Consider the following 25,369-nt stretch of genomic DNA (forward strand, 5'->3'; position numbering starts at 1 on the left):
CGCCCACCGGCGCCAGCTCCTTGAGCTGCTGCAGGAAGCGATCACCGGAGAGCCAGCGCAGGTCCACCTGCTGCTTGGCCCACTGGCGGAACAGGTCGCGCAGCTTGGCACCGGCCTCTGGGTCCAACTGGCGCAAAGCCGCCCAGTCCAGCACCCAGGGCATTGGCAGGTTCTGGCAGCGCGTCGCCAACAGGGACACGGCTTCGGCCTCAAGATACTCGGGCGCCGCCCAGCACACGCCGCCAGCCTGGGCCATCGGGCGTCGCTCCTTCATGGCCGCATCCGCCACCAGCTTGGGCAACGAGAACCATTGCGGGGAAGACAGGCCGAATTGCTGCGCATAGTCCAGCGCCAGCGCCTCGAACTTGGCTTGCTGCGACGTGGCGCGGTACAGATCGAACAGCACCAGCCAGGTCTCCGCATGACCGTGCCGCGGGCCGCCGGCTGCGACCAGCGCAGCCAGTACCTGCTCGCAATGGGCATAGTCCGCATTGGCGAAGGCAATCACTGCCTCATCCAGTTCCGGGTCGTGAACCAACTCGTTGACTTCCAGCGCCGGCTGCAGCGATACGTTGAAGCTCAAGCCCAGGCCTTGCGCAGGCGCTGCGACGGGCGGCTTCGCGGGTTCTGGCGCGGCGCTCGGAGTCTGGCCTGGCAGGTCCAGCATCGGGAAGTCCAGGGCCGGCAGCACGCTGGGGCGAGCGTCTGAAAGCGGTGGCAGGCCGGCGCCCATCACGGCGGACGCGGCCGAGCCATGCTCGGGACGTGAGGGCCGTGCGGATACCGGCGCTGCAGCCATCGGTGCCGCCGCTGGCGCGGGTCTTGGTGGAGCGGCAGGGGGTAGATCGGCGGCATCGGCCGCCAGGGTGGAGGCGAAATGCACCGGTCGCGTGCTGGTCTCGAAGAAACCCGGCGGATGGCTGCTCGGCTGCTGCTGCATTTGGGTGGGCGCAAAGCCTTCGCCCACCATCTGCTGCTCGATCTGGTCGATCTTGGCCTTGACGCCCAGGTCGATCTTGGAGTTCAGGTCGCTGCCACGCTCGATCTCGTCCAGGCGCGAACTGCTGCTGCCCAGGGCTGCCAGCTGCTCCGGGCTCAGGCCTTCGCGCCGGATGCGCCGCAGCATGTCGAGCTCTCGCTTGCGCACGAAGTCGTTGCGGCGCTTGCGCTCGACCATGGCGCGCAACTCGGCCTTGGCCTGATCACCCTCTGGGTCGTCCTGGCGCGAGTTGATCTCGGCCCAGTCGGTCGTCGGATTGGCGACGAAGCGCGCGACCTTGCGGAAGAAACTCTCGTTGTCCTTGGGGTCTGACATGCGCGCCGTGTGCTTGCGTGGTGAGGCCGCGAGGGCTCAGTGGCTCAATCGCCGAACATCTTCTGCTTGAGCTCGCGCCGCTGCTGGGCTTCCAGCGACAGCGTGGCGGTCGGGCGTGCGATCAGCCGGCCCAGGCCGATGGGCTCGCCGGTTTCATCGCAGTAGCCGTACTCGCCGGTATCCAGGCGGGACAGCGACTGCATGATCTTCTTCAGCAGCTTGCGTTCACGGTCGCGCGTGCGCAATTCCAGCGCATGCTCTTCCTCGATGGTGGCGCGGTCGGCCGGATCGGGAACGATGGAGGTGTCCTCGCGCAGATGCTCGGTGGTTTCACCGGCATTCGAGAGCACGCCGTCCTTAAGCTCGGTGAGCTTGGAACGGAAGAACTCGATCTGCTTGTCGTTCATGTACTCCGACTCGGGCATGGCCAGCACTTCGGCATCGCTCAGGTCTTTGCCCGCCTTGGTCTTCCAGGCGTTGGCGAGTTTGGGGTCGGCTTTCACGGGGGTGCGGGGGCTTTCGATCTCGGGAGTACTCATTTGTCGCGTTGGCGGCTTCGGGGGCGCAAAACGGTCAGCAAACCGGCTGCTGCCTTGGATGGGTGTCGCCGCCTCTAGGGTGGCCACGGATGACGGTTCGTGCACTTCGGCCTTGGGCTTGGGCGCTGCTTTGCCGGCCTTTGATGCCGGCCGCCCCTCGGCTGAGGCCTTGGGGGCCGGCGTCAGGGTGTTCTTTGGGGCCGGGGTCTTGCTCACGTGTCGTCTCCTCGCTCAGGCTTCATGCCTGCGTTGCTCGGCTGGAATGCGGTGCATCCAGTGTGCGTGCGATACCGTCGGTTTTCGGGCGGGCGCATTGTAGCCACGCCATCCTGCATCTCCGCTGACGGTCCGCTTGAATCAAACGAGGCAGCCTTCCATACCTTGTAGCAGGATGTCCTGGGGCAGATCAATGCCGATGAAAACCATTTTGCTCGTTCTTTTTTCGCCAGGCATCCATTTCGGACCCAAGTCCGAACCCATCAACTGGTGCACGCCCTGGAAGATCACCTTCTTGTCAGTGCCCTTCATGTTCAGTACGCCCTTGTAGCGCAGCATCTTGGGGCCGTAGACCTGCACGATGGCACCCAGGAAGTCTTCCAGCTTGGCCGGGTTGAAGGCGCGGTCCGAGCGGAACACGAAGGACTTCACATCGTCATCGTGATGGTGGTGATGCGGGTGATCGCAATGCTCGCCATGCTCATGATCATGATCATGGTCATGATGGTGGTGATCGTGATCGTCTTCCTTGAGGAAGTCGGGGTCGATCTCGAGCTTGGCATTCAGGTTGAAGCCGCGCAGATCGAACACCTGGGCCAGCGCCACTTCGCCGAAGTGGGCCGTCTGCACGGGTGCGCGTGGGTTCATGTGCTTGATGCGGTGGATCAGGGCCTCGACGGCGCCAGCCTCCACCAGATCGGTCTTGCTGATGAAGATCTGGTCGGCGAAACCGATCTGGCGCCGAACTTCCTGGCGCGTGTCCAGCTGCTGCTCGGCATGCTTGGCGTCGACCAGGGTCAGGATCGAGTCCAGCAGATAGCTCTCGGCGATCTCGTCATCCATGAAGAAGGTCTGCGCCACCGGGCCGGGGTCGGCCAGGCCGGTGGTCTCGATGATGACGCGTTCGAAATCCAGCTCGCCCTTGCGCCGCTTGGCGGCGAGATCGGACAGCGTGGTGCGCAGGTCTTCGCGGATCGTGCAGCAGACGCAGCCATTGCTCATCTGGATGATCTGCTCGGTGGTCTCGGCCACCAGGATGTCGTTGTCGATGTTCTCTTCGCCGAACTCGTTCTCGATCACCGCGATCTTCTGGCCGTGGCTCTCCTGCAGCACGCGCTTGAGCAGGGTGGTCTTGCCTGAGCCCAGGAAGCCGGTGAGGATGGTGGCGGGAATGAGGCCTTGTGACATGGTGTGATGCTTGAGAGACTGTGGCAGACCGGCCGCCATATTGGGGCGGCTGACTGTGGTGCAAGCGCTGGGCGATGTCAATCGGTTATTCTGTGCGTTCCTCAACTGCGACACGAAGCCTGTGTCTGAACCTCAGCCTAGTCGCCCCTCCAAGGGAGGGGTCTCGAAAAGTGCCGCGAATCGCGGACTGCTCGACCGCATGCTGGAATTCCTCCATCCCGGACCGGACTCCACCCGCGAACTGATAGAAACCCTGGCCGAGGCTGAAGAGCGCGAGCTCATCGCGCCCGAGTCGCGCCTGATGCTCGAAGGCGTGCTGCACATGGCCGAACTCAGCGCCGGCGATGTGATGGTGGCCGCGCCGCGCATGGACCTGCTTGACATCGAGGCCCCCTACGAAGAACTGCTGGGCCTGGTGATCGACACCGGGCACTCGCGCTTCCCGGTTTTTGAGGGCGGGCGCGACAACATCATCGGCATCCTGCTGGCCAAGGATCTGTTGAAGATCCAGCGGGCGCCGGAATTGAACCTGCGCGCGCTGCTGCGCCCGGCTGTTTTTGTGCCGGAGAGCAAGGGCCTGAACGAGTTGCTGCGCGACTTTCGTTCCAACCGCAACCATCTGGCCATCGTGATCGACGAGTTCGGCAACACCGCCGGCCTGATCACCATCGAGGACGTGCTGGAGGAGATCGTCGGCGAAATCGAGGACGAGTTCGACGACAAGGATGGCGAGTCCAGCATCTACACCCTGGCCGACGGCAGCCAGCGTGTCGCGGGCGATACCGCCATCTCTGCCGTCAACCAGGCCTTCACGATGCAGTTGCCGGAGGAAGACTTCGACACCATCGGCGGCCTGGTGGCGCATGAACATGGCCGCGTGCCGCGCCGGGGCGAGACCGTCGAGGTAGGCGGGCTGAACTTTGCGGTGATGCTGACGCGTGGCGGCGCGGTGCGCTGGTTCAAGGTCACTCGCGCACCTGTCGTGCCCGACAAGAGTTGATGCGTCGGCGCTTCCTGCTGGCAGCCCTCGCTGCCGGGGTGCTGCATACCGCATCCTTTGCCCCCTTCGAGGCCTGGTGGCTGCAATTGATGGCGCTGGCCTGGCTTGCGCATCTGAGCTGGGGTGCCAGCCCACGCCGCGCCGCCGCCATCGGCGGCATGTTCGGTCTGGGCTGGATGGTCTCGGGCCTTTGGTGGCTGCACATCAGCATGCACCAGTACGGCCATCTGCCCTGGCTGGTGGCGGCTGCTGCCGTGCTGCTACTGGCGGCCTTCCTGGCCGGCTACTACGCGCTGGCCCTGGCACTGGCGTCCAGCTTGCGCGGCCGCGGTGGGCCCTGGCATGCGCTGACCTGGGCCAGCTGCTGGCTGCTGGCCGAGTTGGCGCGCGCCACGCTGTTCAGCGGCTTCCCTTGGATTGCCAGCGGCTATGCGCACACCACCGGCCTGCTGCAGCCCTGGGCGCCCTGGGTTGGCGTCTATGGCATCACGGCGCTGGCTGCTGGCGCTGCCGCGGCTTTCGCGGCGCTATCGCGCCAGTATTGGCAGCCCGCGGCTGTGGTGATGGCGCTGCTGCTGGTGGGGCAACTGCTGCCGCAGGACTTTACGCGTAGCAGCGGCAGTCTGCGGGTCTCGCTGTTGCAGCCCAATGTTCCGCAGGACCAGAAGTTCGACCGCGAGCGCATCGCCGCCAATATGGAGTTGCTGGCGCGCCAGATCGAGGCGGCCCGCGGCCAGCTGGTGGTGACGCCGGAGTCGGTCGTGCCCCTGCCGCTGTCCTACCTGCCCCGCGAGTATCTGGAGCGCCTGATGCGTGCAGCCCAGCGACGGCCGGTGCTGCTGGGCGTCTTCCTGGGCGATGAGCAGAAGGGCTACGTCAACTCGCTGCTGGCGCTGGCGCCCGGCACCAAAGTCCCTTACGCCTATGGCAAGCGGCATCTGCTGCCCTTCGGCGAGTTCATCCCGCCGGGCTTCCACTGGTTTGTCAGTGCGATGAGCATCCCCATGGACGATCAGGCCCGTGGCGACCACCAGCACCCCTTCAGCGTGGCTGGCCAGCGCCTGCGGCCGCTGATCTGCTACGAGGATTTGTTCGGCGAAGACTTCGTCGACAGCGTGCAGGACAGCGAGAGTGCTGCCACCGTGCTGATCAATGTCAGCAACCTGGCCTGGTTCGGCACGCTGATGGTGCAGGACCAGCATCTGCAGTTCTCGCAGATGCGGGCGCTGGAGTTCCAGCGCCCCTTCATCCGCTCCACCAACACCGGCGCAACCGCGGTGCTGGACCACAAGGGCAAGGTCGTCGCGCGCCTGCCGGCTGCGCGAGCTGCGCTGCTGGAGGCCAGCGTCGAGGGCCGCAGCGGCAGCACGCCCTATGCGCGCTGGCTGGCGCGCCTCGGTCTGTGGCCTTTGGCGGTGCTGGCTGCGGCCGGTCTGCTGGCTGCCTGGCTGCGCCGCCGCGCCTCGTAGAATCGGGCCCTTGTGCCCCTCACCGACAGACGAGCATCCATGCTGAGCTTCCAGCAAATCATTCTGACCTTGCAGGACTACTGGTCCAAGCAGGGCTGCGCCCTGCTGCAACCCTATGACATGGAGGTCGGCGCCGGCACCAGCCATACCGCGACCTTTCTGCGCGCGCTCGGCCCCGAGCCCTGGAAGGCCGCCTATGTGCAGCCCAGCCGCCGCCCCAAGGACGGCCGCTATGGCGACAACCCCAACCGCCTGCAGCACTACTACCAGTTTCAGGTGGTGCTCAAGCCCGCGCCGGCCAACATCCTGGAGCTCTATCTGGGCTCCCTGGAAGCGCTGGGTTTCGATCTGAAGAAGAACGATGTGCGCTTCGTCGAGGACGACTGGGAGAACCCCACGCTCGGCTGCTGGGGCCTGGGCTGGGAAGTCTGGCTCAACGGCATGGAGGTGACGCAGTTCACCTACTTCCAGCAGGTGGGCGGCATCGACTGCAAGCCCATCACCGGCGAGATCACCTACGGCCTTGAGCGCCTGGCCATGTATCTGCAGGGCAAGGAATCGGTCTATGACCTGGAGTACACGCCGGGGCTGAGCTATGGCGATGTGTTCCACCAGAACGAGGTGGAGCAGTCGACCTACAACTTCGAGCACAGCGATGTTGACTTCCTGCTCACGGCCTTTGCCGCGCACGAGCGCAAGTCCAAGGAACTGATGGACGTGCAGCTGGCGCTGCCGGCTTATGAGCAACTGCTCAAGGCCGGCCACACCTTCAACCTGCTGGACGCCCGCGGCGCGATCAGCGTGACCGAGCGCGCTGCCTATATCGGCCGCATCCGCAATCTGGCACGCGCCGTGGCGCAGAGCTATCTCGACAGCCGTGCGCGCCTGGGCTTCCCGATGGCACCCAAGGCCTGGGCGGACGAAGTGGTTGCCCAGATCGCAAAGAAGAACGAGAAGAAGGCCGCCTGAGTCATGACTAGCGCATCGAACAAGAACCTGCTGCTTGAACTGTTCGTCGAAGAACTGCCGCCCAAGGCGCTGAAGAAGCTGGGCGAGGCCTTTGCCGCGGTGCTGGCCGACAGCCTGAAGGCCCAGGGCCTGGCCGCTGCGGAATCGGTGGCCACGCCCTTCGCCTCGCCGCGTCGACTGGCCGTGCAACTGACCGATGTGGCGCCCAAGGCGGCCGACCGCTCGGTGCAGCAGAAGCTGATGCCGGTGGCGGTGGCGCTGGATGCCAGCGGCAACGCCACACCCGCGCTGCTGAAGAAGCTGGCTGGCGTTGGCGCCGACGCGTCTGTCGTCCCGCAGCTGAAGAGGCTGCCCGACGGCAAGGCCGAGGCCCTGTTTCTGGACATGGTGGTGCCCGGTGTGGCACTGGCCGAAGGCCTGCAAAAGGCGCTGGACGAGGCGCTGGCCAAGCTGCCCATCCCCAAGGTCATGACCTACCAGTTGGCCGATGGCTGGAGCGATGTGAAGTTCGTGCGCCCGGCCCACAGCCTGCTGGCGCTGCATGGTTCCGATGTAGTGCAGGTCTATGCGCTTGGCCTGAACGCCGGCCGCGAGACGCGCGGCCATCGTTTCGAGGCGGCGGTCGAGCGCCTGCAGATCGAGTCGGCCGACAGCTATGCCCGGCAACTGGCCGAGCAGGGCGCCGTGATCGCCAGCTTCACCGAGCGGCGCGCCGAGTTGCTGCGCCAACTGCAGGCCGCTGCCGCCAAGGAAGGCTTGAAGCCGATCGAGGACGAAGCCCTGCTGGATGAGGTGACGGCCCTGGTCGAGCGCCCCAATGTGCTGACCTGCCAGTTCGAGACCGAGTTCCTGGCCGTGCCGCAGGAATGCCTGATCCTGACGATGAAGGCCAACCAGAAGTACTTCCCGCTGCTGGACGGCGAAGGCCGTCTGACGCACAAGTTCCTGGTTGTCTCCAACATCAAGCCGGCTGACGCCAGTGCGGTGATCGGCGGCAACGAGCGCGTGGTGCGCCCACGCCTGTCGGACGCCAAGTTCTTCTTCGACCAGGACCGCAAGAAGAGCCTGGCCGACCGGGTGTCAGGTCTTGCCAAGGTGGTCTATCACGGCAAGCTGGGCACGCAGGGTGAGCGCGTCGAGCGGGTACGGGCCATCGCCAAGGCCATCGCCGAGATGCTGGGCGGCGGCGCGCTGACGGCACAGGTTGATCAGGCGGCACACTTGGCCAAGGCCGATCTGCTGACCGATATGGTGGGCGAGTTCCCCGAGCTGCAAGGCATCATGGGCGGCTACTACGCGCGCCACGACGGCCTCGCCGAGGCGGTTGCCTTCGCCATCGAGGATCATTACAAGCCGCGCTTCGCCGGCGACGAGTTGCCGCGCAACGAGGTCGGCCTGATCGTCGCGCTGGCCGACAAGCTGGAAACCCTGGTGGGCCTGTTCGGCATCGGCCAACTGCCCACCGGCGACAAGGACCCGTTCGCACTGCGTCGTCATGCTCTGGGCGTGGTGCGTATGCTGTCCGAACGGGCGGGCTCGCTAGGCCTGGATGCCTTGATCCAGGCGGCAGTGCCGGCCTTTGGCAGCCAGATCCAGGACCCGACCGCCGCATTGGCCGATTTCATCTTCGACCGCCTCGCCGGCGCTCTGCGCGAGCAGGGCTACAGCGCCAAGGAAGTCGATGCCGTGCTGGCGCTGCGCCCGCAGCGCTTGGCCGATGTGGGCCAGCGCCTGGCTGCGGTACGCACTTTCGCCGCGCTGCCCGAGGCCGAATCGCTGGCTGCGGCCAACAAGCGCATTGCCAACATCCTGAAGAAGGTCGAGACCCCGGTGGAGGCACGCATCGATGCGGCGCTGCTGACCGAGGCGGCCGAGCAGCATCTGGCCACCGCGCTGAAGAATGTGCAGCCCATCGCCGACAGCCTGTTCCACGCCGGCCAGTACGAAGCCTCGCTGCGCGAACTGGCGATGCTGAAAGGCCCGGTGGATGCCTTCTTCGATGGCGTGATGGTGAATGCCGAAGACCCGGCGCTGCGCGCCAACCGCCTTGGCCTGCTGAAGACCCTGCATGAGGCGATGAACCGCGTGGCCGACCTCTCGCGTCTGGCGAGCTGACCTGACGATCGAACGAAGGGCTGACGATGCGCTCCGAACACGGCCACAGCATGAAGCTCGTCATCCTGGGCCGTGACGGGACCATCAACCGCTACCGCGACGACCATGTGAAGTCGGTCGAAGAGCTGCAGCCCCTGCCGGGCGCGCTGGAGGCCGTGGCGCGACTCAACCATGCGGGCTGGCACACGGTGATGGCTACCAACCAGCCCGGCATCGGCCGCGGGCTGCTCGACATGGCCTCGCTGAACGCGGTGCACATGCGGCTGAACCAGCTGCTGGCCGAGAAGGGTGGGCGCCTGGATGCGGCCTTTTTCTGTCCGCACACGCCGGAAGAAGCCTGCACCTGCCGCAAGCCCTTGCCCGGTCTGCTGATCACGATCGGCGAGCGCTTTGGCGTGGACCTGTCCCAGGTGCATATGGTCGGCGCCTCGCTGCGTGATCTGCAGACGGCGCAGGCGGCCGGCTGCCACCCGCACCTGGTGCTCAGCGACCGCCTCGGCTCGATGAGCGAAGAGCAGCTGGGCGCCATGTTGGCCCAGGTGCCTGCCGCCCGCGTGCATGCCAGTCTGGCGGCCTTCGCCGAAGACCTGATCCAGCAGGAGCGCCGCGCGCGGGCGACGGCGCGTGGTGAAGTGCTGTTGCCTGATACCAGCCCTGGAGATCTGGACGAATGATGATGTTGCTCTTGTCGGCGCTGCGCTCGCTGATCTTCGTGCTGTGGATGGCCCTCACTGTCATTCCCTGGGCGCTCGGTGTGCTGCTGATCTCGGTGTTCGCACGCGGCGATACCGTGTACTGGGCCTGTGTCGGCTGGCTGCGCCTGGCCATCGGTGGTGCGCGCGTGATCTGCGGCGTCAGCTATCGCGTGCATGGCATGGACAACCTGCCCACCGCCCAGGACAAGACGTCGGCCGTGGTGCTGCTGGCCAAGCACCAGAGCACTTTCGAGACCTTTGCTTTGCCCACCATCATGAGCCACCCTATGGCCTATGTGTTCAAGCGCGAGCTGCTCTACGTCCCCTTCTTCGGCTGGGCTATGGCGCGCATGGACATGATCCACATCGACCGCAGCCGCCGCTCCGAGGCCTGGGCCAAGGTGGCTGCGCAAGGCAAGCGACTGGCCGAGATGGGCCACTGGGTGATCATGTTCCCGGAAGGCACGCGCATCGCGCGCGGCCAGAAGGGCGAATACAAGACCGGCGGCACGCGGCTGGCGATAGCCACCGGCACGCCGGTTGTGCCGATCGCCGTCAACTCGGCGCGCTGCTGGCCGCGCAAGAGCTTCCTGCTGCGCCCGGGCGTGGTCGACATCTCGATTGGCGCGCCCATCGCTTCGGTGGGCCGCAAGCCCGGCGAGCTGATGGAAGACGTCGAGGCCTGGATCGAGACCGAGATGCGCCGCATCGATCCTGAGGCTTATGGAGAGCAGCGTTGCCCGTCCCTGGCAGAGACCGCCAGCGCCTGATCGACGCCTCCCGGCCATGTTCAAGCATCTGACCAGCCTGCTGCACAACGTGCAGCTGTCGCTGTTTGATGCAGAGACCAGCCCGCCGGCCGCAGCAACGCCGGCCGGGCCGGGCCCGAGTGCCCGGCCGCAGCCGGGCGATACGGTGCGCAAGGTGTCGCTGGAGGGCCAGCCTGTCCCGTATGAACTGCGGCGCGCGCGCCGACGCAGCATCGGTTTCAGCGTCAGTGCCGAAGGCTTGCGGGTCAGTGCGCCGCGCTGGGTGAGCCTGACCGAGATCGAAGGCGTGTTGCACAGCAAGTCCGGCTGGATCCTGCGCAAGCTGGTCGAGCAGCGCGAGCGCGCGCAGCGCCTGCATGCGTCGCGCATCCCCTGGGCTGATGGCTGCAGCCTGCCTTATCTCGGGGCGCCGCTGACGGTGCGGCTCGACCCATCGTTGAAGGGCCGGCCGCTGCTGCATGACGAGCCTCGGCATCTGCGCCTGGCGCTGCCGCAGGATGCCGGCGCCGAGCAGATGCGCGATGCGGTGCAGGGCTGGTTGCAGCGCGAGGCGCGCAGCCTGTTCGAGCAGCGCTGCCAGCATTTCGCTGCGGCGCTGGATGTGCGCTACACCCGGCTGTCGCTGAGTTCGGCTCAGACCCGCTGGGGCAGCGCCAGCGCCAGCGGTGCGATCCGGCTGAACTGGCGCCTGATCCATTTCACGCCGCCGGTGATCGACTATGTGGTGGCGCATGAACTGGCGCATCTGCGCGAGATGAACCACAGCGAGCGCTTCTGGGCCGTGGTGGCCTCGGTCATGCCGGACTACGAGCAGGCGCGTCGTCAGCTGCGCGATGAGGTGCTGCCGCGCTTCGAACCCTGAGCCCCGGGGGCCTGGGACAAGGCGGCCGGGCCTGTGCTTACCCCTCCCCCTTCAGGGGGGCTTGTGGCGAGGCCCTCAGGCCGCAGACACTCCAGGCACTGTCATCACGATGCATCCAGGCCGGCTCAGCAAGTCATAGAACAACGGCCTTTGGCGCACTGCCGGTCCCTCGGGGTTGACCGCCGCCGCGACAACGATGCACTCAGGCGAAACGAAGTCCGCCGCCGTCAGCACTCTCGCTGGCGGCGGCGATCACTTCTTTGCGCCGGCCCGACGCCAGCGCCGGCTCATGTCCTGAATCGATACACCCCGTCGCTGCCCATTTCCCGCTGCAGGCGGCCCTGCAACCACAGCGCGTTCAAGTGGGCCACCGCCTCGCCCATCGCGAAGGTGGTCTGGTGCAGGTCCAGCTTTCGCTTGAACATCATCTCCAGCAGCTCGGCCGCATGGCAGGGCTTGGCCTGGCAGGCTGCGATCACCTCGGCCAGACGTTCCTCATGGTGCTCCAGCAACTGATCGACGCGCGCGGGCAGGCCGCGGAAGGGGCGGCCATGCGAGGGCAGCACCAGGCTGTCGGGCGCCAGCTCCAGCAGCCGGCCGGTCGATGCGAGATATAGGCTCAGCGGATCGGCTTCCGGCTCGACATCGACCACCGATACATTGGTGGAGATGCGCGGCAGCAGCATGTCGCCGGAGATCAGCACCGGCAGGGCGGAGCCCTTGCTGCCGCCGAAGTCCTCGCAATACAGGCTGATGTGCTCGGGCGCATGGCCGTAGCCGGCGATACAGCGCCAGCTGCGGTCGCCGATCTGCAAAACCTGACCCTCCATCAGACGTCGATAGGCCGAGGGCACGGCCGGCACCATGCTGGGGTAGTAGCTGGAGCGCGCGCGGATCTTGGCCAGCGAGTCTTCGTCCGTCAGACCGTGGCTGCCGAAGAAGGCCGCTGCCGTCTCGCCGCCCATGCCCACCGTCGAGCCGCTGGCGACGCGGGCTAGGTTGTAGTCGGAGCAGCTCATCCAGAGCCGAACCTGCCAGCGCTCCGTCAGCCAATGCGCCAGCCCCATGTGGTCGGGGTGGAAATGCGTGACGATCACGCGCAGCACCGGCAGGCCGTCAAGGTGCTTGTCGAACACCTGCTCCCACAGCGCCTTGGTGGCATCGGTGCAGATGCCGCAGTCGACGATGGTCCAGCCCTGGACCTTGCCGGCGGGGCCGTCGATCTCGTCGCGCAGCAGCCAGAGGTTGATGTGGTCCAGTGCGAAGGGCAGGCCCATACGCACCCAGCGCAGCCCCGGCGCCACTTCCAGCACGCCGCCGGGCTCGGGCAAGGCCTCGCCCATCGGGTAGCTCAGTTCGGATTCGCGCGGATTGGCCATGGCTTTAGACTTACGTTAACGTTAACGTCATATTAGCCCCAGTCCATCCATGAGCGCCGCCACCCACGCGACACCCGCAGCCGAGGGCGCAGGCCGCCTGTTCACCATCACCGAACTGGCCGCCGAGTTCGACATCACGCCGCGCGCGATCCGCTTCTACGAGGACATGGGCCTGCTGGAGCCGGCGCGATCCGGCCGCAACCGCGTCTACACGCACCGCGACCGCACCCGCCTCAAGCTGACGCTGCGCGGCAAGCGCCTGGGTTTGTCCTTGCAGGAGGTCAAGCAGCTGGTCGATATGTACGACTCCGAGTCGGACGCGGTGCCGCAGCTCAAGGCCTTTCTCGAAGTGCTGCGCCAGCACCGCCGGCAGCTGCAGCAGCAGCTGGACGACATCGAGGTCACCTTGGCCGAGATTGCGCAGCACGAAGAACGCTGCGAGAACCTGATCAGCGAGGCCCTGGCGGGCAATCCCGCCAAGGTGTGATGTTGCTTTCCCCGTAAGGTCGGCAGTCTGCGCGTCAGCACGCGCATAGACTGCCTGCACAACAGCACGGGGGAGTGCAGCGTGACAGACATCTCGGCGCGGGGAGCCGCGAGCCGTTTGCAGCGCGAGCTGGAGGAAGGCTCTCTCAAGACAGATTTGTTCGGCACAGCAGCGCCTGCTGCAGAGGCTGAGACCTATCTCGCCCATCTGGAGTTCACCGGCCGCGGTGCCGAATACTTCCGCATCTGGGTGGTCAATCTGCTGCTGACTCTGCTGACGCTGGGCGTGTACTCCGCCTGGGCCAAGGTGCGCAAGGCGCGCTGGTTCGCTCGCCACACCCTGCTGATGGGCGATGCCTTCGACTACCACGGTGACCCCTGGCGCATCTTGCTGGGGCGGCTGCTGGGCCTCGCGCTGCTGCTGGGCTACAGCTATGCCTTTCTGTGGTCCACCACCGCCGGGCTGCTGATGTTCGGCCTGCTGTATGCGGCCGGGCCGCTGCTGTTTGCCAGCGCGCAGCGTTTCAGGCTGGGCAACACCAGCTGGCGCGGTCTGCGCTTTGGCTTCGATGCGCCCTGGCAGGCGGTCTACAAGGTCTGCCTGCCGCTGCTGATCCTCTGGACCGTCAGCACGCTGGTGATCGAGCTGGGTCTGGGCAATGCGGCGATGTGGACCAGTTTGGCCCTGACCGCACTGGGGTTTCCCTGGGCGCATGCGCGCCTGAAGCAGTTGCAGCACGCGCATGCTCGTTACGGCGACCAGACCTTCAGCTTTACGCCGGCGCAGGCCCAGTTCTACGGCCTGTATGCCGGCGCCTTCGGCCTGCTGGTGCTGGGCGGCTTGCTGGCCGGGCTGACCGTGGGCTTGGCCGCAGTGGTGGTCGGCGCTCAATGGGCCCAGGGCGCCGTGCCGCAGGTGCTGGCCGCCGCTGGAGCGATGTTGATTCTCTGGCTCGTCATCTGGCCCTTCTTCGCCGCCCGCACGCAACGAATCGTCTGGGGGCACACCCGGCTGGGCGACATCGACTTCATCGGCGAGATGCAGGCGGTCACCTTGTGGAAGCTGGCACTCAAGCAGACCCTGCTGGTGCTGCTGACGGCGGGCCTGTACTGGCCGTTTGCTGCGGTGGCGCTGGCGCGCTACCGCGTGGAGGCCATCGCGCTGCGCGCCGGCTCACCGCTTGAGGGGGTGGTGGTCACTGCCGCCGCCGCTTCTGACAAAGGTGCTGCCGGTGATGGCAGCGCCGATCTGTTCGGACTGGATCTGGGATGGTGAGCCTTGCCATGACGAATGAGTCGATGATGCTGGCTGCGCTGCCCGCCACCTGGTTCGATGGCCGCAGCAGCCGCCGCCATGCGGTGCAGGTGCTGATCGAGGCGCAGACCCTGGTGATGAGGCCGCTCGATGGCAGCCTGGCCGTGCAGAGCTATGCGCTGGCCGATCTGCGCCTTGGCGAAGCCTGGCCGGACTGCCCTCGGCCGCTGGATATGCCCGATGGCGGCCGCCTGTGGCTTGGCGCAACGACGGCCGCTGCGCTGGCGCTCAAGGTGCCGCAACGGGCGCCCGGGCTGGCGCATCGCCTGAGTGCGTCTTGGGCCGGCGCGCTGGCCTGTCTGGTCTGCCTGCTCGCGCTGCTGGTCTGGTTTGATCGGCACGGTGCCGGCCAGGCGGCGCAGGGTGTGCTGGGCTGGATGCCGCGCTCGGTCGATCAGAAAGTGGGCGAGCTGGTCGAGGCCAAGCTCGACCAGTTTGGCTTTGTCACTTCCACCTTGCCGATGGAGCGGCAGCGCCGCCTGAGCGCCCGCTTTGCCGAGGCGGCCGCGCAGGCCGCGCCGGGCGTGGCGGTGAAGCTGGAATTCCTGCGGGAGAGCAAGAAGGCGGCCGGCTTCAACGCCTTTGCCCTGCCGCATGGCGGCATCGTGGTGTTCGATGGCCTGGCGCAGAGCCTCAGCGATGACGAACTGATGGCGGTGCTGGGCCATGAGCTCGGCCATGTGGTGCACCGGCATGGCATGCAGAACGTGTTGCGCAGCTTTGGCCTGTTCTCGGTGGCCGGTGTGGTGCTGAGCGACTTTTCAAACGTGGCCGCGACGATGGCCGCCACCGTGCAGGGCATGCGCTACGGCCGCGAGGCCGAGCGTGAGGCCGATGCCTACGCGCGCCGCTTCATCGCCCAGCAGGGGCTGCCGCCGCAGACGCTGGCGGCGGTCTGGCTGAAGTTCAAGGCCGAGGAGCGCCGGCTGGGTGCGGGCGAGATTCCGGGCTGGCTGTCCACCCACCCGGGCCTGGACGAGCGCCTGGCCACCGAGCAGGCCGGGCCGCGCTGAGGTGATGGCCTATCAGATGTTGGCGCCCAGCACCTGCTGAAGGAAGGCGCTGAGGTCGTCGATTTCCTGCTCGCAAACCTCATGCCCCATCGGATAGCTCTGCCATTGCGGCGTATAGCCCAGGCGCTGCAGCTCGGCGCGGGCGGCCTCGGCGCGCGCCGGCACCACGACCTGATCGTGGCTGCCATGCGCCAGAAAGATCGGCGTGTGCTGGTTGGCGGCATGGCGCTCGGCCTCGGTCAGCGCCAGCAGGGGCAGATAGCCTGACAAGCCCACCAGCGCGCCCAAGCGCTGCGGTAGCCGCAAGCCCGTCATCAGCGTCATTGCGCAGCCCTGCGAGAAGCCCATCAGCACGATGCGCTCGGCCGGAATGCCGCGTTCGATCTCGCGCGCGATCAGCGCCTCAACGGCCTGCTGCGAAGCCCGCAGCCCTGCTTCATCCTCTTCGCGGCCCAGGTTGGTGTGGCGGATGTCGAACCAGGCGCGCATCGCATGTCCGCCGTTTATGGTCACCGGCATCACCGGCGCGCTGGGCAGCACGCAGCGCAGCCCGCCCAGCGCCGCCAGATCCAGTGCCTGGCAGACCGGCACGAAATCGTGGCCGTCGGCGCCCAGACCATGAAGGACGATGAGGCTGGCGCGCGGCTCGGCCTCGGTCTGCATTTCGATGAGTTCGAGTTCCATGGGGCGATGCTATCCGCTGGCCTGGGGGCTCGCCGCTAGACTTTGCCGGCGAACCTTGAAAAGGAAGCTCTTGAGCAAGCGATCCGTCACCCTCGATGACCTGCGCCGCCATGCGGTGGCGCGCAGCCTGTTCACGCCGACCACGCTGCCGCAGGCGATCCGGCGCCTGGGTTTTGTGCAGGCCGACCCGATCCGCGCGCCGGCGCGGGCGCAGGACCTGACGCTCAGGCTTCGCGTCAAAGACTACCGTGCCGGCGATCTCGAACAGCGCTATCCGCGTCTGCGGGTAGATGAGGACTATCTGGTCAATTACGGCTTTCTGCCACGTGAGCACCTGGCGCTGATGCACCCGCGCGGGGCGCGCCGCGACTGGGATGCCGCAACCTGCCAGCGTGCGGCGGCGGTGCTGGACTTTGTGCGCGAGCATGGTGAGGCCGGCCCGCGCGAGGTGCAGGCCCGCTTCGACCACGGTCGCACGCGCAATGCCTGGGGTGGCAGCTCGAACGCCGTCACCCATCTGCTGGACGGCATGCATTACCGCGGCCTCTTGCGCGTGGCGCGGCGGGTCAGCGGCCTGCGCGTCTATGCGCAGGTGCAGCATGTGCCTGACGAGCGCAGCAATGCGCAGAAGGCCGATGCGCTGATCGACTTGGTGCTGGCCAAATATGCGCCCTTGCCGGCGCGCAGTCTGGGCCAGCTGTGCAGCCATCTGGCCTATGGCGCACCGCATCTGCGCGATGAGATGAAACGGGCACAGCAGCGCGCCCGCGAACGCCTGCCGCATGTCGAGCTCGATGGCCTGCGCTGGTTCTGGCCGCCTGGCGAAAACCCGGCGGCAAAGCGCTGGCAGTTTGACGAGCAGCTGCGCCTGCTGGCGCCCTTCGACCCCATCGTCTGGGACCGGCTGCGCTTCGAGCAGCTGTGGGGCTGGGCCTACCGCTTCGAGGCCTACACGCCTGCGCCCAAGCGCAAGCTGGGCTATTACGCGCTGCCGCTGCTGTGGCGCGGCCAGGTGCTGGGCTGGGGCAATGTGACGGTGGCCGACGGGCGCCTGCAAGCCCACCTGGGCTATGTGGCCGGCCGGCCGCCGCGCGAGTCGGGCTATGCGGCGGCGCTGGAGGCCGAGCTGGCACGGCTGTCCGGCTTCCTGGGCGTTGCTTCGTCCGGATGAACCTGGGCCGGCAGAGCGCTGAGTCCATGCCGGGCCCTTGCGCGCTGACACTTGTCATCGCCGACCTGCACTTCCCGGCAGGGCGGCGGCCGGTCGGCATAGGCGCTGCAGGAAGTCGGCCCGCCGATGTCGCCCTTGAGCGCCACACAGCGCGGCGATGGGCTGTTGCTGCCGCGCATGCAGCTCAGATGGGGGGTCAGCTGCTCGGTGAGTGCCGAGTCCAGTTCCGGGGCCTCGGCCCAGTAGAACGAGACCCTGAAGGCGGCGCAGCAGGCGCCGCAGCTGAGGCAGGGATTGCTTGAAATGGTGACCGGCGAGGGGGCGTGCGAGGTGGGGGCGCTCATCGTTTGCAGCAGGCCAGGCGACAAGGGGTGGGGCGGACGAGCGTGTGAACGAACGAACGGTCCCGCCCGGAGCGCCATTGTGCCCAAGGTGCCACCCGCGCAAGCTGCGTAAGACGGGTGAGCACTTGTATCGGCGTGCGCTTTTTTGCGGGCCCCGGCCACACAATCGCGCTCCCCGATCCAGGCCGCCTCAGCCATGTCCTTGTTTCTCCGAACTGCATCCCCTTGGTCTTCCGGCCTGTTGATTTGCGCCGCTGCGCTGATGCAGCAGGGCTGCGGTGGCGGTGGTGCGGAATCAGATGCTGCACAGGCACCCGCACAGGCACCCGCACCGGCACCGGCACCCGCACCCGCACCCGCACCCGCACCCGCGCCGCTTGCGGGCGCCGACTGCGGTCTGCCGGACTTTCCGGCCAGTTTGCAGCGCCTGGTCAACGAGCGTCGTGCGCGTGGGGCGGTGTGCGGTGCGCAGAGTCTGCCGCCGGTGGCCGCGCTGCGCTGGAATCCGCTGCTGGCGCAGGCCGCACTGCGTCATTCACAGGACATGGCCGTGCGGGACTTCTTTGGGCACCAGGGATCGGACGGCAGCAACGCCGGCCAGCGCATCACTGCCAGCGGCTATGCCTGGTCCAGCTGGGGCGAGAACATCGCGGCCGGACAACGCAGCGCCGAGGCGGTGATCCAGGCCTGGATGCAAAGCGAAGGCCATTGCCGCAACATCATGGCGCCGCGTTACCAGGACATGGGCCTGGCCTGCGTTCGGCCGGCCAACGCGCCGAGCCAGCTCCTGTGGACGCAGGTGTTTGCCGCGCCGTAGCCTGGCCGCTTCAGGCCAGCGCCCGCTCCAGCACGGTGTCGCGCGACACGAGCCAGTCGCTGAAGTTGTAGGGCAGCTGCACATCGGGCGCCAAGGTATCCGGATCGCCGCCCACACGGTCGTAGTACAGAGTCGCGCGCACGAAGGCCAGCTGCAGTCGGCTGCTGGTGAAGGGCACCAGATTGGCCATGAAGTTGGGGCGCTGCCCGGTCGGCTCGCCCAGTGAGCGCGCGCCGATGGCCTTGCTTTCCAGCACGGCTTCGATCGCGGCCGACATGCTGGCGCGGTCGGTGAGCACCTGAAACGCCCCAGGCCGCATGGCCGCCGGGTTGCCGGGTTGCCGCGGCAGGCTTCCAGGACGGGGCGATAGACGCTGCTGGAGCCACCGTAGTTGCCACGCAGATCCACCACCACTCGGCTCAGCTGCGTCCAGCGGGCATCAGCGGTGATGCTGCGAACCAAGGCGGAGAAGGCGTCGATGTTCTCGCAGCGTTTGTAGCGCAGGTAGAGCGCCAAGCCTTGCGGCGACTCGGGACCAGCGGGAATCCACTCATGCCAATAGGCCAGCGAGGATTGGCGATAGCGACGCACGGTGGAGCCGCTGAAGGCGGGCTGAAAGCTGTTCCAGTTGCCGGCGGTCAACTCGCGCTGAACGGTGGTGCCGTTGCGCAGTCGCAGCGTCAGCTGCGCGCGATCGGGCGCGGTGCTGAAGCCGGCGTCGGCCAGCACCAGGCTGGAGCGCAGCATGGCCGCGCCGCGATCCATCAGGCCCCAGCGGTTCTCCACCGGCCAGTAGCGGCCCATCTGGGCCAGGGCTTAGCTGGCCGGGCGGCCGCCAAAGGCCAGGACTTCGGCGCCGGACAGCTCGGCCACGCTGGCCTCGGTTGAAATTACGAACAGCCCCTCTTCGAATGACTCCACAAAGAGCGGCAGCATTGTTGGATGCGCCACCCGGCGGAAGTCGAACTCCATGCGCGTGTGCCCGTCACGCAGCCGGGCGAAGAGTTTGTGCAGGCCCAGTAGACTCTGAGCCTCGCTCTGGCCCGGCATGGCCTCCATCAGGGTGCGGGCGTCGGCCATAAAAAGGCTGCGCTCCAGGTATTTGAAGGGTTGCGGATGGCTGGCCAGCAGCACGCCCACCAGATCCTGCAGGTCGGCCTGCCAGGGCGTGGGGTTGGCGGGCAGGGGCAGCTCTTGCGCGTTGGCGGGCGGACTGTCACCGCCACCACCCCCGCCGCAGCCCTGCAGCCCGCCCAGGATCAGGGCTCCTGCCCCCAGAAGGCGGCGTCTTGAACTCTGCATGCTCAAGCCTTTGTCATCGATGTGCCGGCGAGTATGCGAGGGCTGGATTAGGGATTCGTTAGGCGAAGTCCGCATGTCGAATGGCACTGGTGGCCAGCAGCGCCTCATCGCCCAGCCCGCGCACCAGGCAGACCGCCGCCGCACCCGCCTGCAGGCAAGCGTGCAGCTGCCCGGCCGACAGCAGGCCGCCAATCGCCACCACCGGCGCGCCGGCCATCGCCACCCAGTGGTGCAGCTGGCCCAGGCCTTGTGGCAGCCAGGGCATGTGCTTGGTCGTGGTGGGCCAGATCGGACCGCAGGCGATGTAGTGCGGCGCCAGGCCGCGGGCGCGGGCCAACTCCCACAGGCTGTGGCTGGAGAGGCCCAGTTTCAGGCCGAGCTTGCCGAGGACTTGCTCCCGCGCAGCGGGCTCCAGCGCCGCCCAGTCTTCCTGGCCCAGGTGCAGGGCCGTGGCGCCTTGCTCCAGTGCGATCTGCCAATGGTCGTTGATCCACAGCTGGCAGCCGGGATGGGCCTGGACGGCTTTCAAGGCCTGGCCGATGGCCTGCGTCAGCTCCGCGCGGCCGTCGCTCTTGAGGCGCAGCTGCAGATGGGCAAAGCGACCGGAGGCAGCCAGGCCAGCCAGCTGTGCCGGATCAGCGCTGATGCCATACAGGCCTGCTTTGAAGGCCGATGGATCAGGCTGCCCAGGCCTTGCCTGGAGGACGCGCAACCAGCGTGCCAGCGTGGCGCCGGCGGGCGAGTGCTCATCATCAAAGCCCATCACCGGCATGTTCTGTGCCTGGTGCATGAAGCGCGCATCGGCGCGCACCGGCCCGGCACCGGTGCCGGCGGCATGGCCGTCCTGCAAGGCCTGCCAGACCAGGCGCTTGGCCAGTACCAGCACGTCAGGCATGGCAAAGCCGCGGGCCAGCGCGGCGGCGGCGGCGCTGGCGAAGCTGCAGCCGGTGCCATGGCTGTGCGGCACGGGCAGGCGCGGCAGGGCCAGCCAGCCGTGCACCGGCTGGCTCGGCAACGCACGCGCCTGCACCCAGTCCAGCGCCAATGCATCGGCGCCTGGCGTGGGCTGCAGATCGTCGCCGCCGGTGATGCAGACCTGCAGGCGCTGCGGGCCGAAACGTTGCACGAGCGCTGCAGCGAGCTCAGGCGTGCCGGGCGCCTGCGCATCGTCCGGGCGCAGGCCCAGCAGGCGCAGTGCTTCGCGCCGGTTGGGCGTGAGCAGATTGCAGCGCGGAAGCAGCTCATTGCGATAGGCCTGCAGCACGGCCTCGTCGCAGAAGGCCGCGCCGCCGCTGCTTGCGCCCAGCACCGGGTCCACCACCAGCAGCAGCTCCGGATCGCGTAGGCGCAGCGCATCCACTGCCTCGCACAAGGCCGTGATCGCCGCGGCGCTGCCCAGCAAACCGGTCTTCACGACTCGCGGCGGCATGTCCTCGGCCAGCGCCCGCAACTGGGCCTGGATCTGCTCGCGCGGCAGCGCAAACACCGCTTGCACGCCGCGCGAGTGCTGGGCGGTGACGGCGGCCACCACCGGGCACAAATGCACGCCCAGCGCTGCGGCGGCACGCGTGTCAGCCGAGAGGCCGGCGCCGCCGCCGCTGTCGGTGCCAGCCACACTCCAGATGATCGGGGGCGAGGCGTCCCGTGCCCAGTCGGCCAGCGTGGCCTGGTCAGGATCGACTGCTTCGGCCCAGGGCGAGGGCAGGCTGGGGTGGGGGCGAGTCAGTGGGTTCATCGTGGCTGCCCCAGCAGGAAGGCATGGCCGCTGACCGGCGTGCTGGCCACGGCAAGATCCTGCGGAGCCATCAGGCCGGCGCGCCAGGCGCTGCGGCCGGCCCGCACCGCGTCGCGGAAGGCGGCGGCCATCAGCACCGGCTCACGCGCCTGCGCCACGGCCGAGTTCAGCAGCACCGCGTCGAAACCCAGTTCCATCGCCTGCGCCGCGTGCGAAGGCGCGCCGATGCCGGCATCCACCACCAGCAGCGCATCCGGCAGGCGCTCGCGCAGCGTGCGCAAGCCGGCCAGATGCACCAGACCCTGGCCCGAGCCGATAGGCGCGCCCCAGGGCATCAGCAGTGCACAGCCGGCTTCGTCCAGCAAGCGGCGGCACAGCACCAGGTCATCGGTGCAATAGGGGAAGACGGTGAAGCCCTCGCGCACCAGGGCAGTGGCGGCATCGAGCAGCTCGAAGGGGTCGGGCTGCAAGGTGTGGTCGTCGCCCACCACTTCGAGCTTGATCCAGTGTGTGCCATAGAGCTCGCGCGCCATCTGCGCCAGATTGATCGCCTCGCGTGCAGTGCGGCAGCCGGCAGTGTTGGGCAGCAGGCGTGCGCCCTGGGCCTGGGCAGTGGCCAGGGCCTGGGCCACGAAGCCGTTGTCGCCGCCCAGCAAGGTGCGCTTTAGGCCGACGGTGAGCAGCTGCGTTTCAGACGCGCGTATTGAATCCGTCAGCAGCTGCGGGCTGGGATAGCCGGCGCTGCCAAGAAAGAAGCGGCTGGCGAGTGCCACGCCGTCGATGATCAGTGCATCCGGGTTCATGCTTCCTCAACCTCCGACGATGGGTTTGAACAGAAGGACCTGGTCGCCGTCTTTGAGGATGGCCGTTGGCCGGGCATGGCGTGCGACAAACTGCCCGTTCAGCGCGGTGGCCGCGCTATCGGGCGCGCGTTGCAGCTGCGTCATCAGATCGGCCAGGCTGCTGAAGCGCGGCAGTTGCAGGGGCTCGTCATCGAGGCGAATGGTGATCAGGGCTGACATTCGGGAATCTCCAGACTGGCCAGTCCGCTTTCGAGCAGCAGGCGCTGCACCAGCGCGGGTGCGAGCAGCCAGCCGTGGCGGTACAAGCCGTTGAGGCACAGCAGGCCGGGTTCGGCCTGCGCGTGCGGCAGGTTGTCGGGTAGGGCGGGGCGCAGATTGCGGTCTAGCCGGGTGATGCGGGCTTCCGAGAGTTGCGGCAGCACGCTGTGTGCGGCAGCCATCAGCTCGATGGCGCTGCGCACGCTCACCGGGCTGCGGTCTTCGCTTTCGATCTCGCTGGCGCCGACGACCAGCTCGCTGGCGCTGCGCGGCACCAGGTAGACACGGTGGCGCGCATGCAGAAGCCGCACCGGGCGCCGCAGTCCGTGGGCCGGTATTTCAAGCGTCAGCACTTCGCCGCGAACACCGCGCAGTGGCAGGTCAGGGCGTGCCCCCAGCGCGCGCGTGTCCACGGACCAGTCGGCAGCGATGCGCCGGCCGTCGCTCAGCGTCAGCGCGCCCGGTTCCACTGCGGCCACGGGCTGCTGCCAGTGCCACTGCACGTCCTCGGCCGCGGCCTGCAATGCGGCCATGGCCTGCACCGGATGGATCAGCCCCTCGCCGGGCAGCAGCCAGCCCAGCAGGCTGGGCGCCAGGGCGGGCTCCATTGCGCGCAAGTCCGGCGCCGTCAGCGCCTGCGCGCCGGGCATGCGGGCCAGCGCACGCGCTGCTGCGCCGCGGTCGCTGCCATGCGCCAGCAGCAGGCTGCCTGTGAGTTGCAGCGCGGGCCGTGTCGGCACGGGCAGCGCTGCGACGATGCCTGGCCACAGAGCCAGCGATTGCCAGCCCAGTGCGGCGACGTCAGCGCCGCCGGCTTCCTGCTCGGCCAGGGGGCTGAGCATGCCAGCGGCAGTGAAGGCCGCCGCGCCCTGGCCGTCGAAGCGGGGTTCGGGGCCGGGGCCGGCATCGAACACTGACACCTGATGGCCTGCGCGCGCCAGCGCCCAGGCGAAGAGGCGGCCGGCCAGCCCAGCGCCCGCAATCGCGATATGCGCCACGGGCCTGCTCCTCAAGCGGTCTTGATGGGGATGTAGAGCTCACCGCCTTGCGAGCGGAACTCGGCGCTCTTGGTGGCCATACCTTGTTCGGCGGCCAGCTTTTCCGAGTAGTCGCGCACATCCTGCGTGATCTTCATCGAGCAGAACTTGGGCCCGCACATCGAGCAGAAATGCGCCACCTTGGCGCTGTCCTTGGGCAGGGTCTCGTCGTGGAACTCGCGTGCGGTGTCGGGGTCCAGGCCGAGATTGAACTGGTCGGTCCATCGGAACTCGAAGCGCGCCTTAGAGAGCGCGTCGTCGCGAGCGCGCGCGCCCGGGTGGCCCTTGGCGATATCGGCGGCGTGGGCAGCGATCTTGTAGGCCATCAGGCCAGCTTTCACATCGTCGCGGTCGGGCAGGCCCAGGTGCTCCTTGGGCGTGACGTAGCAGAGCATTGCGCAGCCGAACCAGCCGATCATGGCCGCGCCGATCCCGCTGGTGATGTGGTCGTAGCCCGGCGCGATGTCGGTGGTCAGCGGGCCAAGTGTGTAGAAGGGGGCTTCGTCGCAGTGCTTCAGCTGCTCGGTCATATTGGCCTGGATCATGTGCATGGGCACATGGCCGGGGCCTTCGATCATGGTCTGCACATCGTGCTTCCAGGCGATTTTGGTCAGCTCGCCCAGTGTGCGCAGCTCGGCGAACTGCGCCTCGTCATTGGCGTCGGCCAGCGAGCCGGGCCGCAGGCCGTCGCCCAGCGAGAAGCTCACGTCATAGGCCTTCATGATTTCGCAGATCTCTTCGAAGTGCGTGTAGAGAAAATTCTCCTGGTGATGCGCGATGCACCACTTGGCCAGGATGGAACCGCCGCGCGAGACGATGCCGGTACGGCGCTTCACAGTCATCGGCACGAAGGGCAGGCGCACACCGGCGTGGATGGTGAAGTAGTCCACCCCCTGCTCGGCCTGCTCGATCAGCGTGTCGCGGAACAGCGCCCAGCTCAGGTCCTCGGCCACGCCGCCGACCTTCTCAAGTGCCTGGTAGATCGGCACGGTGCCGATGGGCACGGCGCTGTTGCGCACGATCCAGTCGCGCGTGGTGTGGATATTGCGACCTGTGGAAAGGTCCATCACCGTGTCGGCACCCCAGCGGGTGGCCCAGACCATCTTCTCGACCTCTTCCTCGATCGAGGATGTCACCGCCGAGTTGCCGATGTTGGCGTTGACCTTCACCAGGAAGTTGCGGCCGATGATCATCGGCTCCAGCTCGGTGTGGTTGATGTTGGCCGGGATGATGGCGCGGCCGCGGGCGATTTCTTCGCGCACGAACTCGGGCGTGATCTGCTGCGGGATGCTGGCGCCGAAAGCATTGCCGCGCAGACGGGCCTCACGCTCCGCGTCCGCCTCGTACTCGCGCATCCAGTCCAGGCGCTGGTTCTCGCGGATCGCGACGAACTCCATCTCCGGCGTCACGATGCCGCGACGCGCGTAATGCAGCTGTGTGACGTTGAGTCCGGCCTTGGCGCGGCGCGGTGTGCGCTGCAGGCCGGCGCTGATCTCATGCAGCTTCAGCTGCTGGGCATGGTCGCGCAGGCCGTCGTCGATCAGCTGGATGCTGCGGCCGGTGTAGGCCTCGGTGTCCTGACGCGCCGCCACCCAGGACTCACGCGGCGTGGGCAGGCCGTGGCTGACGTCGACGTGAGCGCTGGCATCGGTGTAGGGGCCTGATGCGTCATAGACGGTGATGCATTCACCATTGCTCAGCGCGATGGCGCGCATCGGCACGCGAATCTCAGGGTGCAGCGTGCCGGCCACATAGATCTTGCTCGACGCGGGCAGCGGCGTGCGGCTGATGGCGGGGCTGGGCAGCAGCGCAGCGGACTGCGGCGCAGCGGCGGTATCGAGGGTGAGGCGGTCGTTCATGGCAGCGGTCTCCGGGTTGGACCCCGGA

The 25,369-nt window shown here is 67.4% G+C and carries 25 protein-coding genes; 12 read left to right on the plus strand and 13 right to left on the minus strand.

The window, feature by feature from the left end; translation table 11 throughout:
* From ACIQ67_RS11190 to ACIQ67_RS11200, 3 genes are all read right to left on the minus strand, one after another.
* The coding region (locus tag ACIQ67_RS11190) for a hypothetical protein (RefSeq protein WP_397534443.1) at positions 1–1,315 on the minus strand (1,315 nt) is incomplete at its 3' end.
* A gap of 44 nt (positions 1,316–1,359) precedes the next feature.
* A complete protein-coding gene (gene dksA / locus ACIQ67_RS11195) occupies positions 1,360–2,070 on the minus strand; it encodes an RNA polymerase-binding protein DksA (protein WP_397534444.1) in 711 nt (236 codons plus the stop codon).
* 141 nt (positions 2,071–2,211) lie between these two features.
* Complete coding sequence (locus ACIQ67_RS11200) at positions 2,212–3,258, minus strand: CobW family GTP-binding protein (RefSeq protein WP_397534445.1); 1,047 nt, start codon at positions 3,256–3,258, stop codon at positions 2,212–2,214.
* Between the two features lie 121 nt (positions 3,259–3,379).
* Between ACIQ67_RS11200 and ACIQ67_RS11205 the strand changes: the two genes are divergently transcribed.
* The 7 genes from ACIQ67_RS11205 to ACIQ67_RS11235 are packed head-to-tail and all read left to right on the plus strand — an operon-like array spanning position 3,380 to position 11,138.
* Complete coding sequence (locus ACIQ67_RS11205) at positions 3,380–4,258, plus strand: HlyC/CorC family transporter (protein WP_397534446.1); 879 nt, start codon at positions 3,380–3,382, stop codon at positions 4,256–4,258.
* Positions 4,258–5,727, plus strand: a complete 1,470-nt coding sequence (gene lnt, locus ACIQ67_RS11210; protein WP_397534447.1) for an apolipoprotein N-acyltransferase — start codon at positions 4,258–4,260, stop codon at positions 5,725–5,727. Before ACIQ67_RS11205 ends, lnt begins: the two co-directional genes overlap by 1 nt.
* A 39-nt stretch (positions 5,728–5,766) precedes the next feature.
* Entirely contained in the window at positions 5,767–6,696 is a 930-nt protein-coding gene (gene glyQ, locus ACIQ67_RS11215) for a glycine--tRNA ligase subunit alpha (protein ID WP_397534448.1), read from the plus strand.
* A gap of 3 nt (positions 6,697–6,699) precedes the next feature.
* Entirely contained in the window at positions 6,700–8,811 is a 2,112-nt protein-coding gene (gene glyS / locus ACIQ67_RS11220; protein ID WP_397534449.1) for a glycine--tRNA ligase subunit beta, read from the plus strand.
* 50 nt (positions 8,812–8,861) lie between these two features.
* Positions 8,862–9,485 carry a D-glycero-beta-D-manno-heptose 1,7-bisphosphate 7-phosphatase gene (gene gmhB, locus ACIQ67_RS11225; RefSeq protein ID WP_397534450.1) on the plus strand — a complete coding sequence of 208 codons (624 nt, stop codon included), beginning with the start codon at positions 8,862–8,864 and terminating at the stop codon, positions 9,483–9,485.
* Positions 9,485–10,276, plus strand: a complete 792-nt coding sequence (locus ACIQ67_RS11230; RefSeq protein ID WP_397534474.1) for a lysophospholipid acyltransferase family protein — start codon at positions 9,485–9,487, stop codon at positions 10,274–10,276. Before gmhB ends, ACIQ67_RS11230 begins: the two co-directional genes overlap by 1 nt.
* Before the next feature lie 16 nt (positions 10,277–10,292).
* Complete coding sequence (locus ACIQ67_RS11235) at positions 10,293–11,138, plus strand: M48 family metallopeptidase (protein ID WP_397534451.1); 846 nt, start codon at positions 10,293–10,295, stop codon at positions 11,136–11,138.
* A 287-nt stretch (positions 11,139–11,425) separates the two neighbouring features.
* On the opposite strand, the gene ACIQ67_RS11240 is transcribed toward ACIQ67_RS11235, so the two are convergent.
* Complete coding sequence (locus tag ACIQ67_RS11240) at positions 11,426–12,517, minus strand: MBL fold metallo-hydrolase (protein ID WP_397534452.1); 1,092 nt, start codon at positions 12,515–12,517, stop codon at positions 11,426–11,428.
* A gap of 49 nt (positions 12,518–12,566) precedes the next feature.
* Here ACIQ67_RS11240 and ACIQ67_RS11245 point away from each other — a divergent pair, with 49 nt between their 5' ends.
* From ACIQ67_RS11245 to ACIQ67_RS11255, 3 genes are all read left to right on the plus strand, one after another.
* Complete coding sequence (locus ACIQ67_RS11245; RefSeq protein ID WP_397534453.1) at positions 12,567–13,004, plus strand: MerR family DNA-binding transcriptional regulator; 438 nt, start codon at positions 12,567–12,569, stop codon at positions 13,002–13,004.
* Between the two features lie 81 nt (positions 13,005–13,085).
* Complete coding sequence (locus ACIQ67_RS11250) at positions 13,086–14,279, plus strand: YjgN family protein (RefSeq protein ID WP_397534454.1); 1,194 nt, start codon at positions 13,086–13,088, stop codon at positions 14,277–14,279.
* An 8-nt stretch (positions 14,280–14,287) separates the two neighbouring features.
* Positions 14,288–15,331, plus strand: a complete 1,044-nt coding sequence (locus tag ACIQ67_RS11255) for a M48 family metallopeptidase (protein WP_397534455.1) — start codon at positions 14,288–14,290, stop codon at positions 15,329–15,331.
* A 12-nt stretch (positions 15,332–15,343) separates the two neighbouring features.
* Here ACIQ67_RS11255 and ACIQ67_RS11260 read toward each other — a convergent pair whose 3' ends face one another.
* Entirely contained in the window at positions 15,344–16,015 is a 672-nt protein-coding gene (locus tag ACIQ67_RS11260) for an alpha/beta hydrolase (protein ID WP_397534456.1), read from the minus strand.
* Positions 16,016–16,085: 70 nt separating this feature from the next.
* On the opposite strand from ACIQ67_RS11260, the gene ACIQ67_RS11265 reads away from it, so the two are divergent.
* Entirely contained in the window at positions 16,086–17,186 is a 1,101-nt protein-coding gene (locus tag ACIQ67_RS11265) for a DNA glycosylase AlkZ-like family protein (protein WP_397534457.1), read from the plus strand.
* Here ACIQ67_RS11265 and ACIQ67_RS11270 read toward each other — a convergent pair.
* A complete protein-coding gene (locus tag ACIQ67_RS11270) occupies positions 17,117–17,728 on the minus strand; it encodes a YkgJ family cysteine cluster protein (RefSeq protein WP_397534458.1) in 612 nt (203 codons plus the stop codon). The two genes, ACIQ67_RS11265 and ACIQ67_RS11270, sit on opposite strands and share 70 nt — an antisense overlap.
* Between ACIQ67_RS11270 and ACIQ67_RS11275 the strand changes: the two genes are divergently transcribed.
* Positions 17,727–18,347: a CAP domain-containing protein gene (locus ACIQ67_RS11275; protein WP_397534459.1), complete on the plus strand. Its 621-nt coding sequence runs from the start codon at positions 17,727–17,729 to the stop codon at positions 18,345–18,347. The genes ACIQ67_RS11270 and ACIQ67_RS11275 overlap by 2 nt on opposite strands.
* Before the next feature lie 10 nt (positions 18,348–18,357).
* Here the strand turns inward: ACIQ67_RS11275 and ACIQ67_RS11280 are convergent, their stop codons facing one another.
* From ACIQ67_RS11280 to thiC, 7 genes are all read right to left on the minus strand, one after another.
* Positions 18,358–18,645, minus strand: coding sequence for a hypothetical protein (locus ACIQ67_RS11280; protein WP_397534460.1), 288 nt, complete (start codon positions 18,643–18,645; stop codon positions 18,358–18,360).
* Positions 18,646–19,163: 518 nt separating this feature from the next.
* On the minus strand, positions 19,164–19,649 hold the full coding sequence (locus ACIQ67_RS11285; RefSeq protein WP_397534461.1) for a hypothetical protein: 486 nt from the start codon (positions 19,647–19,649) through the stop codon (positions 19,164–19,166).
* Between the two features lie 58 nt (positions 19,650–19,707).
* Positions 19,708–21,384: a bifunctional hydroxymethylpyrimidine kinase/phosphomethylpyrimidine kinase gene (locus ACIQ67_RS11290; protein WP_397534462.1), complete on the minus strand. Its 1,677-nt coding sequence runs from the start codon at positions 21,382–21,384 to the stop codon at positions 19,708–19,710.
* Positions 21,381–22,187, minus strand: coding sequence for a thiazole synthase (locus ACIQ67_RS11295; protein WP_397534463.1), 807 nt, complete (start codon positions 22,185–22,187; stop codon positions 21,381–21,383). Before ACIQ67_RS11295 ends, ACIQ67_RS11290 begins: the two co-directional genes overlap by 4 nt.
* Before the next feature lie 6 nt (positions 22,188–22,193).
* Positions 22,194–22,406, minus strand: a complete 213-nt coding sequence (gene thiS, locus ACIQ67_RS11300; protein ID WP_397534464.1) for a sulfur carrier protein ThiS — start codon at positions 22,404–22,406, stop codon at positions 22,194–22,196.
* Positions 22,394–23,443 carry an FAD-dependent oxidoreductase gene (locus ACIQ67_RS11305; protein WP_397534465.1) on the minus strand — a complete coding sequence of 350 codons (1,050 nt, stop codon included), beginning with the start codon at positions 23,441–23,443 and terminating at the stop codon, positions 22,394–22,396. The genes thiS and ACIQ67_RS11305 overlap by 13 nt, the downstream gene beginning before the upstream one ends.
* An 11-nt stretch (positions 23,444–23,454) precedes the next feature.
* Positions 23,455–25,341 (minus strand): phosphomethylpyrimidine synthase ThiC, encoded by a 1,887-nt coding sequence (gene thiC, locus ACIQ67_RS11310; protein WP_397534466.1) that lies wholly within the window; start codon positions 25,339–25,341, stop codon positions 23,455–23,457.
* Positions 25,342–25,369: the final 28 nt, after the last annotated feature.

Origin of the sequence: Roseateles sp. (genome assembly GCF_044373315.1) — a bacterium.
Taxonomy (GTDB): Bacteria; Pseudomonadota; Gammaproteobacteria; order Burkholderiales; family Burkholderiaceae_C; genus JACDQM01.

Excerpts from the sequence above, each read along its gene's own strand:
- ACIQ67_RS11200 (WP_397534445.1), bottom strand. The coding sequence starts at position 3,258 with ATGTCACAAGGCCTCATTCCCGCCACCATCCTCACCGGCTTCCTGGGC.
- ACIQ67_RS11245 (WP_397534453.1), top strand. The coding sequence starts at position 12,567 with ATGAGCGCCGCCACCCACGCGACACCCGCAGCCGAGGGCGCAGGCCGC.
- ACIQ67_RS11285 (WP_397534461.1), bottom strand. The coding sequence starts at position 19,649 with ATGCAGAGTTCAAGACGCCGCCTTCTGGGGGCAGGAGCCCTGATCCTG.
- ACIQ67_RS11275 (WP_397534459.1), top strand. The coding sequence starts at position 17,727 with ATGTCCTTGTTTCTCCGAACTGCATCCCCTTGGTCTTCCGGCCTGTTG.
- thiS (WP_397534464.1), bottom strand. The coding sequence starts at position 22,406 with ATGTCAGCCCTGATCACCATTCGCCTCGATGACGAGCCCCTGCAACTG.
- ACIQ67_RS11240 (WP_397534452.1), bottom strand. The coding sequence starts at position 12,517 with ATGGCCAATCCGCGCGAATCCGAACTGAGCTACCCGATGGGCGAGGCC.
- gmhB (WP_397534450.1), top strand. The coding sequence starts at position 8,862 with ATGAAGCTCGTCATCCTGGGCCGTGACGGGACCATCAACCGCTACCGC.
- glyS (WP_397534449.1), top strand. The coding sequence starts at position 6,700 with ATGACTAGCGCATCGAACAAGAACCTGCTGCTTGAACTGTTCGTCGAA.
- ACIQ67_RS11270 (WP_397534458.1), bottom strand. The coding sequence starts at position 17,728 with ATGGCTGAGGCGGCCTGGATCGGGGAGCGCGATTGTGTGGCCGGGGCC.
- ACIQ67_RS11230 (WP_397534474.1), top strand. The coding sequence starts at position 9,485 with ATGATGTTGCTCTTGTCGGCGCTGCGCTCGCTGATCTTCGTGCTGTGG.
- ACIQ67_RS11255 (WP_397534455.1), top strand. The coding sequence starts at position 14,288 with ATGACGAATGAGTCGATGATGCTGGCTGCGCTGCCCGCCACCTGGTTC.
- ACIQ67_RS11235 (WP_397534451.1), top strand. The coding sequence starts at position 10,293 with ATGTTCAAGCATCTGACCAGCCTGCTGCACAACGTGCAGCTGTCGCTG.
- ACIQ67_RS11295 (WP_397534463.1), bottom strand. The coding sequence starts at position 22,187 with ATGAACCCGGATGCACTGATCATCGACGGCGTGGCACTCGCCAGCCGC.
- ACIQ67_RS11290 (WP_397534462.1), bottom strand. The coding sequence starts at position 21,384 with ATGAACCCACTGACTCGCCCCCACCCCAGCCTGCCCTCGCCCTGGGCC.
- glyQ (WP_397534448.1), top strand. The coding sequence starts at position 5,767 with ATGCTGAGCTTCCAGCAAATCATTCTGACCTTGCAGGACTACTGGTCC.
- lnt (WP_397534447.1), top strand. The coding sequence starts at position 4,258 with ATGCGTCGGCGCTTCCTGCTGGCAGCCCTCGCTGCCGGGGTGCTGCAT.
- ACIQ67_RS11260 (WP_397534456.1), bottom strand. The coding sequence starts at position 16,015 with ATGGAACTCGAACTCATCGAAATGCAGACCGAGGCCGAGCCGCGCGCC.
- thiC (WP_397534466.1), bottom strand. The coding sequence starts at position 25,341 with ATGAACGACCGCCTCACCCTCGATACCGCCGCTGCGCCGCAGTCCGCT.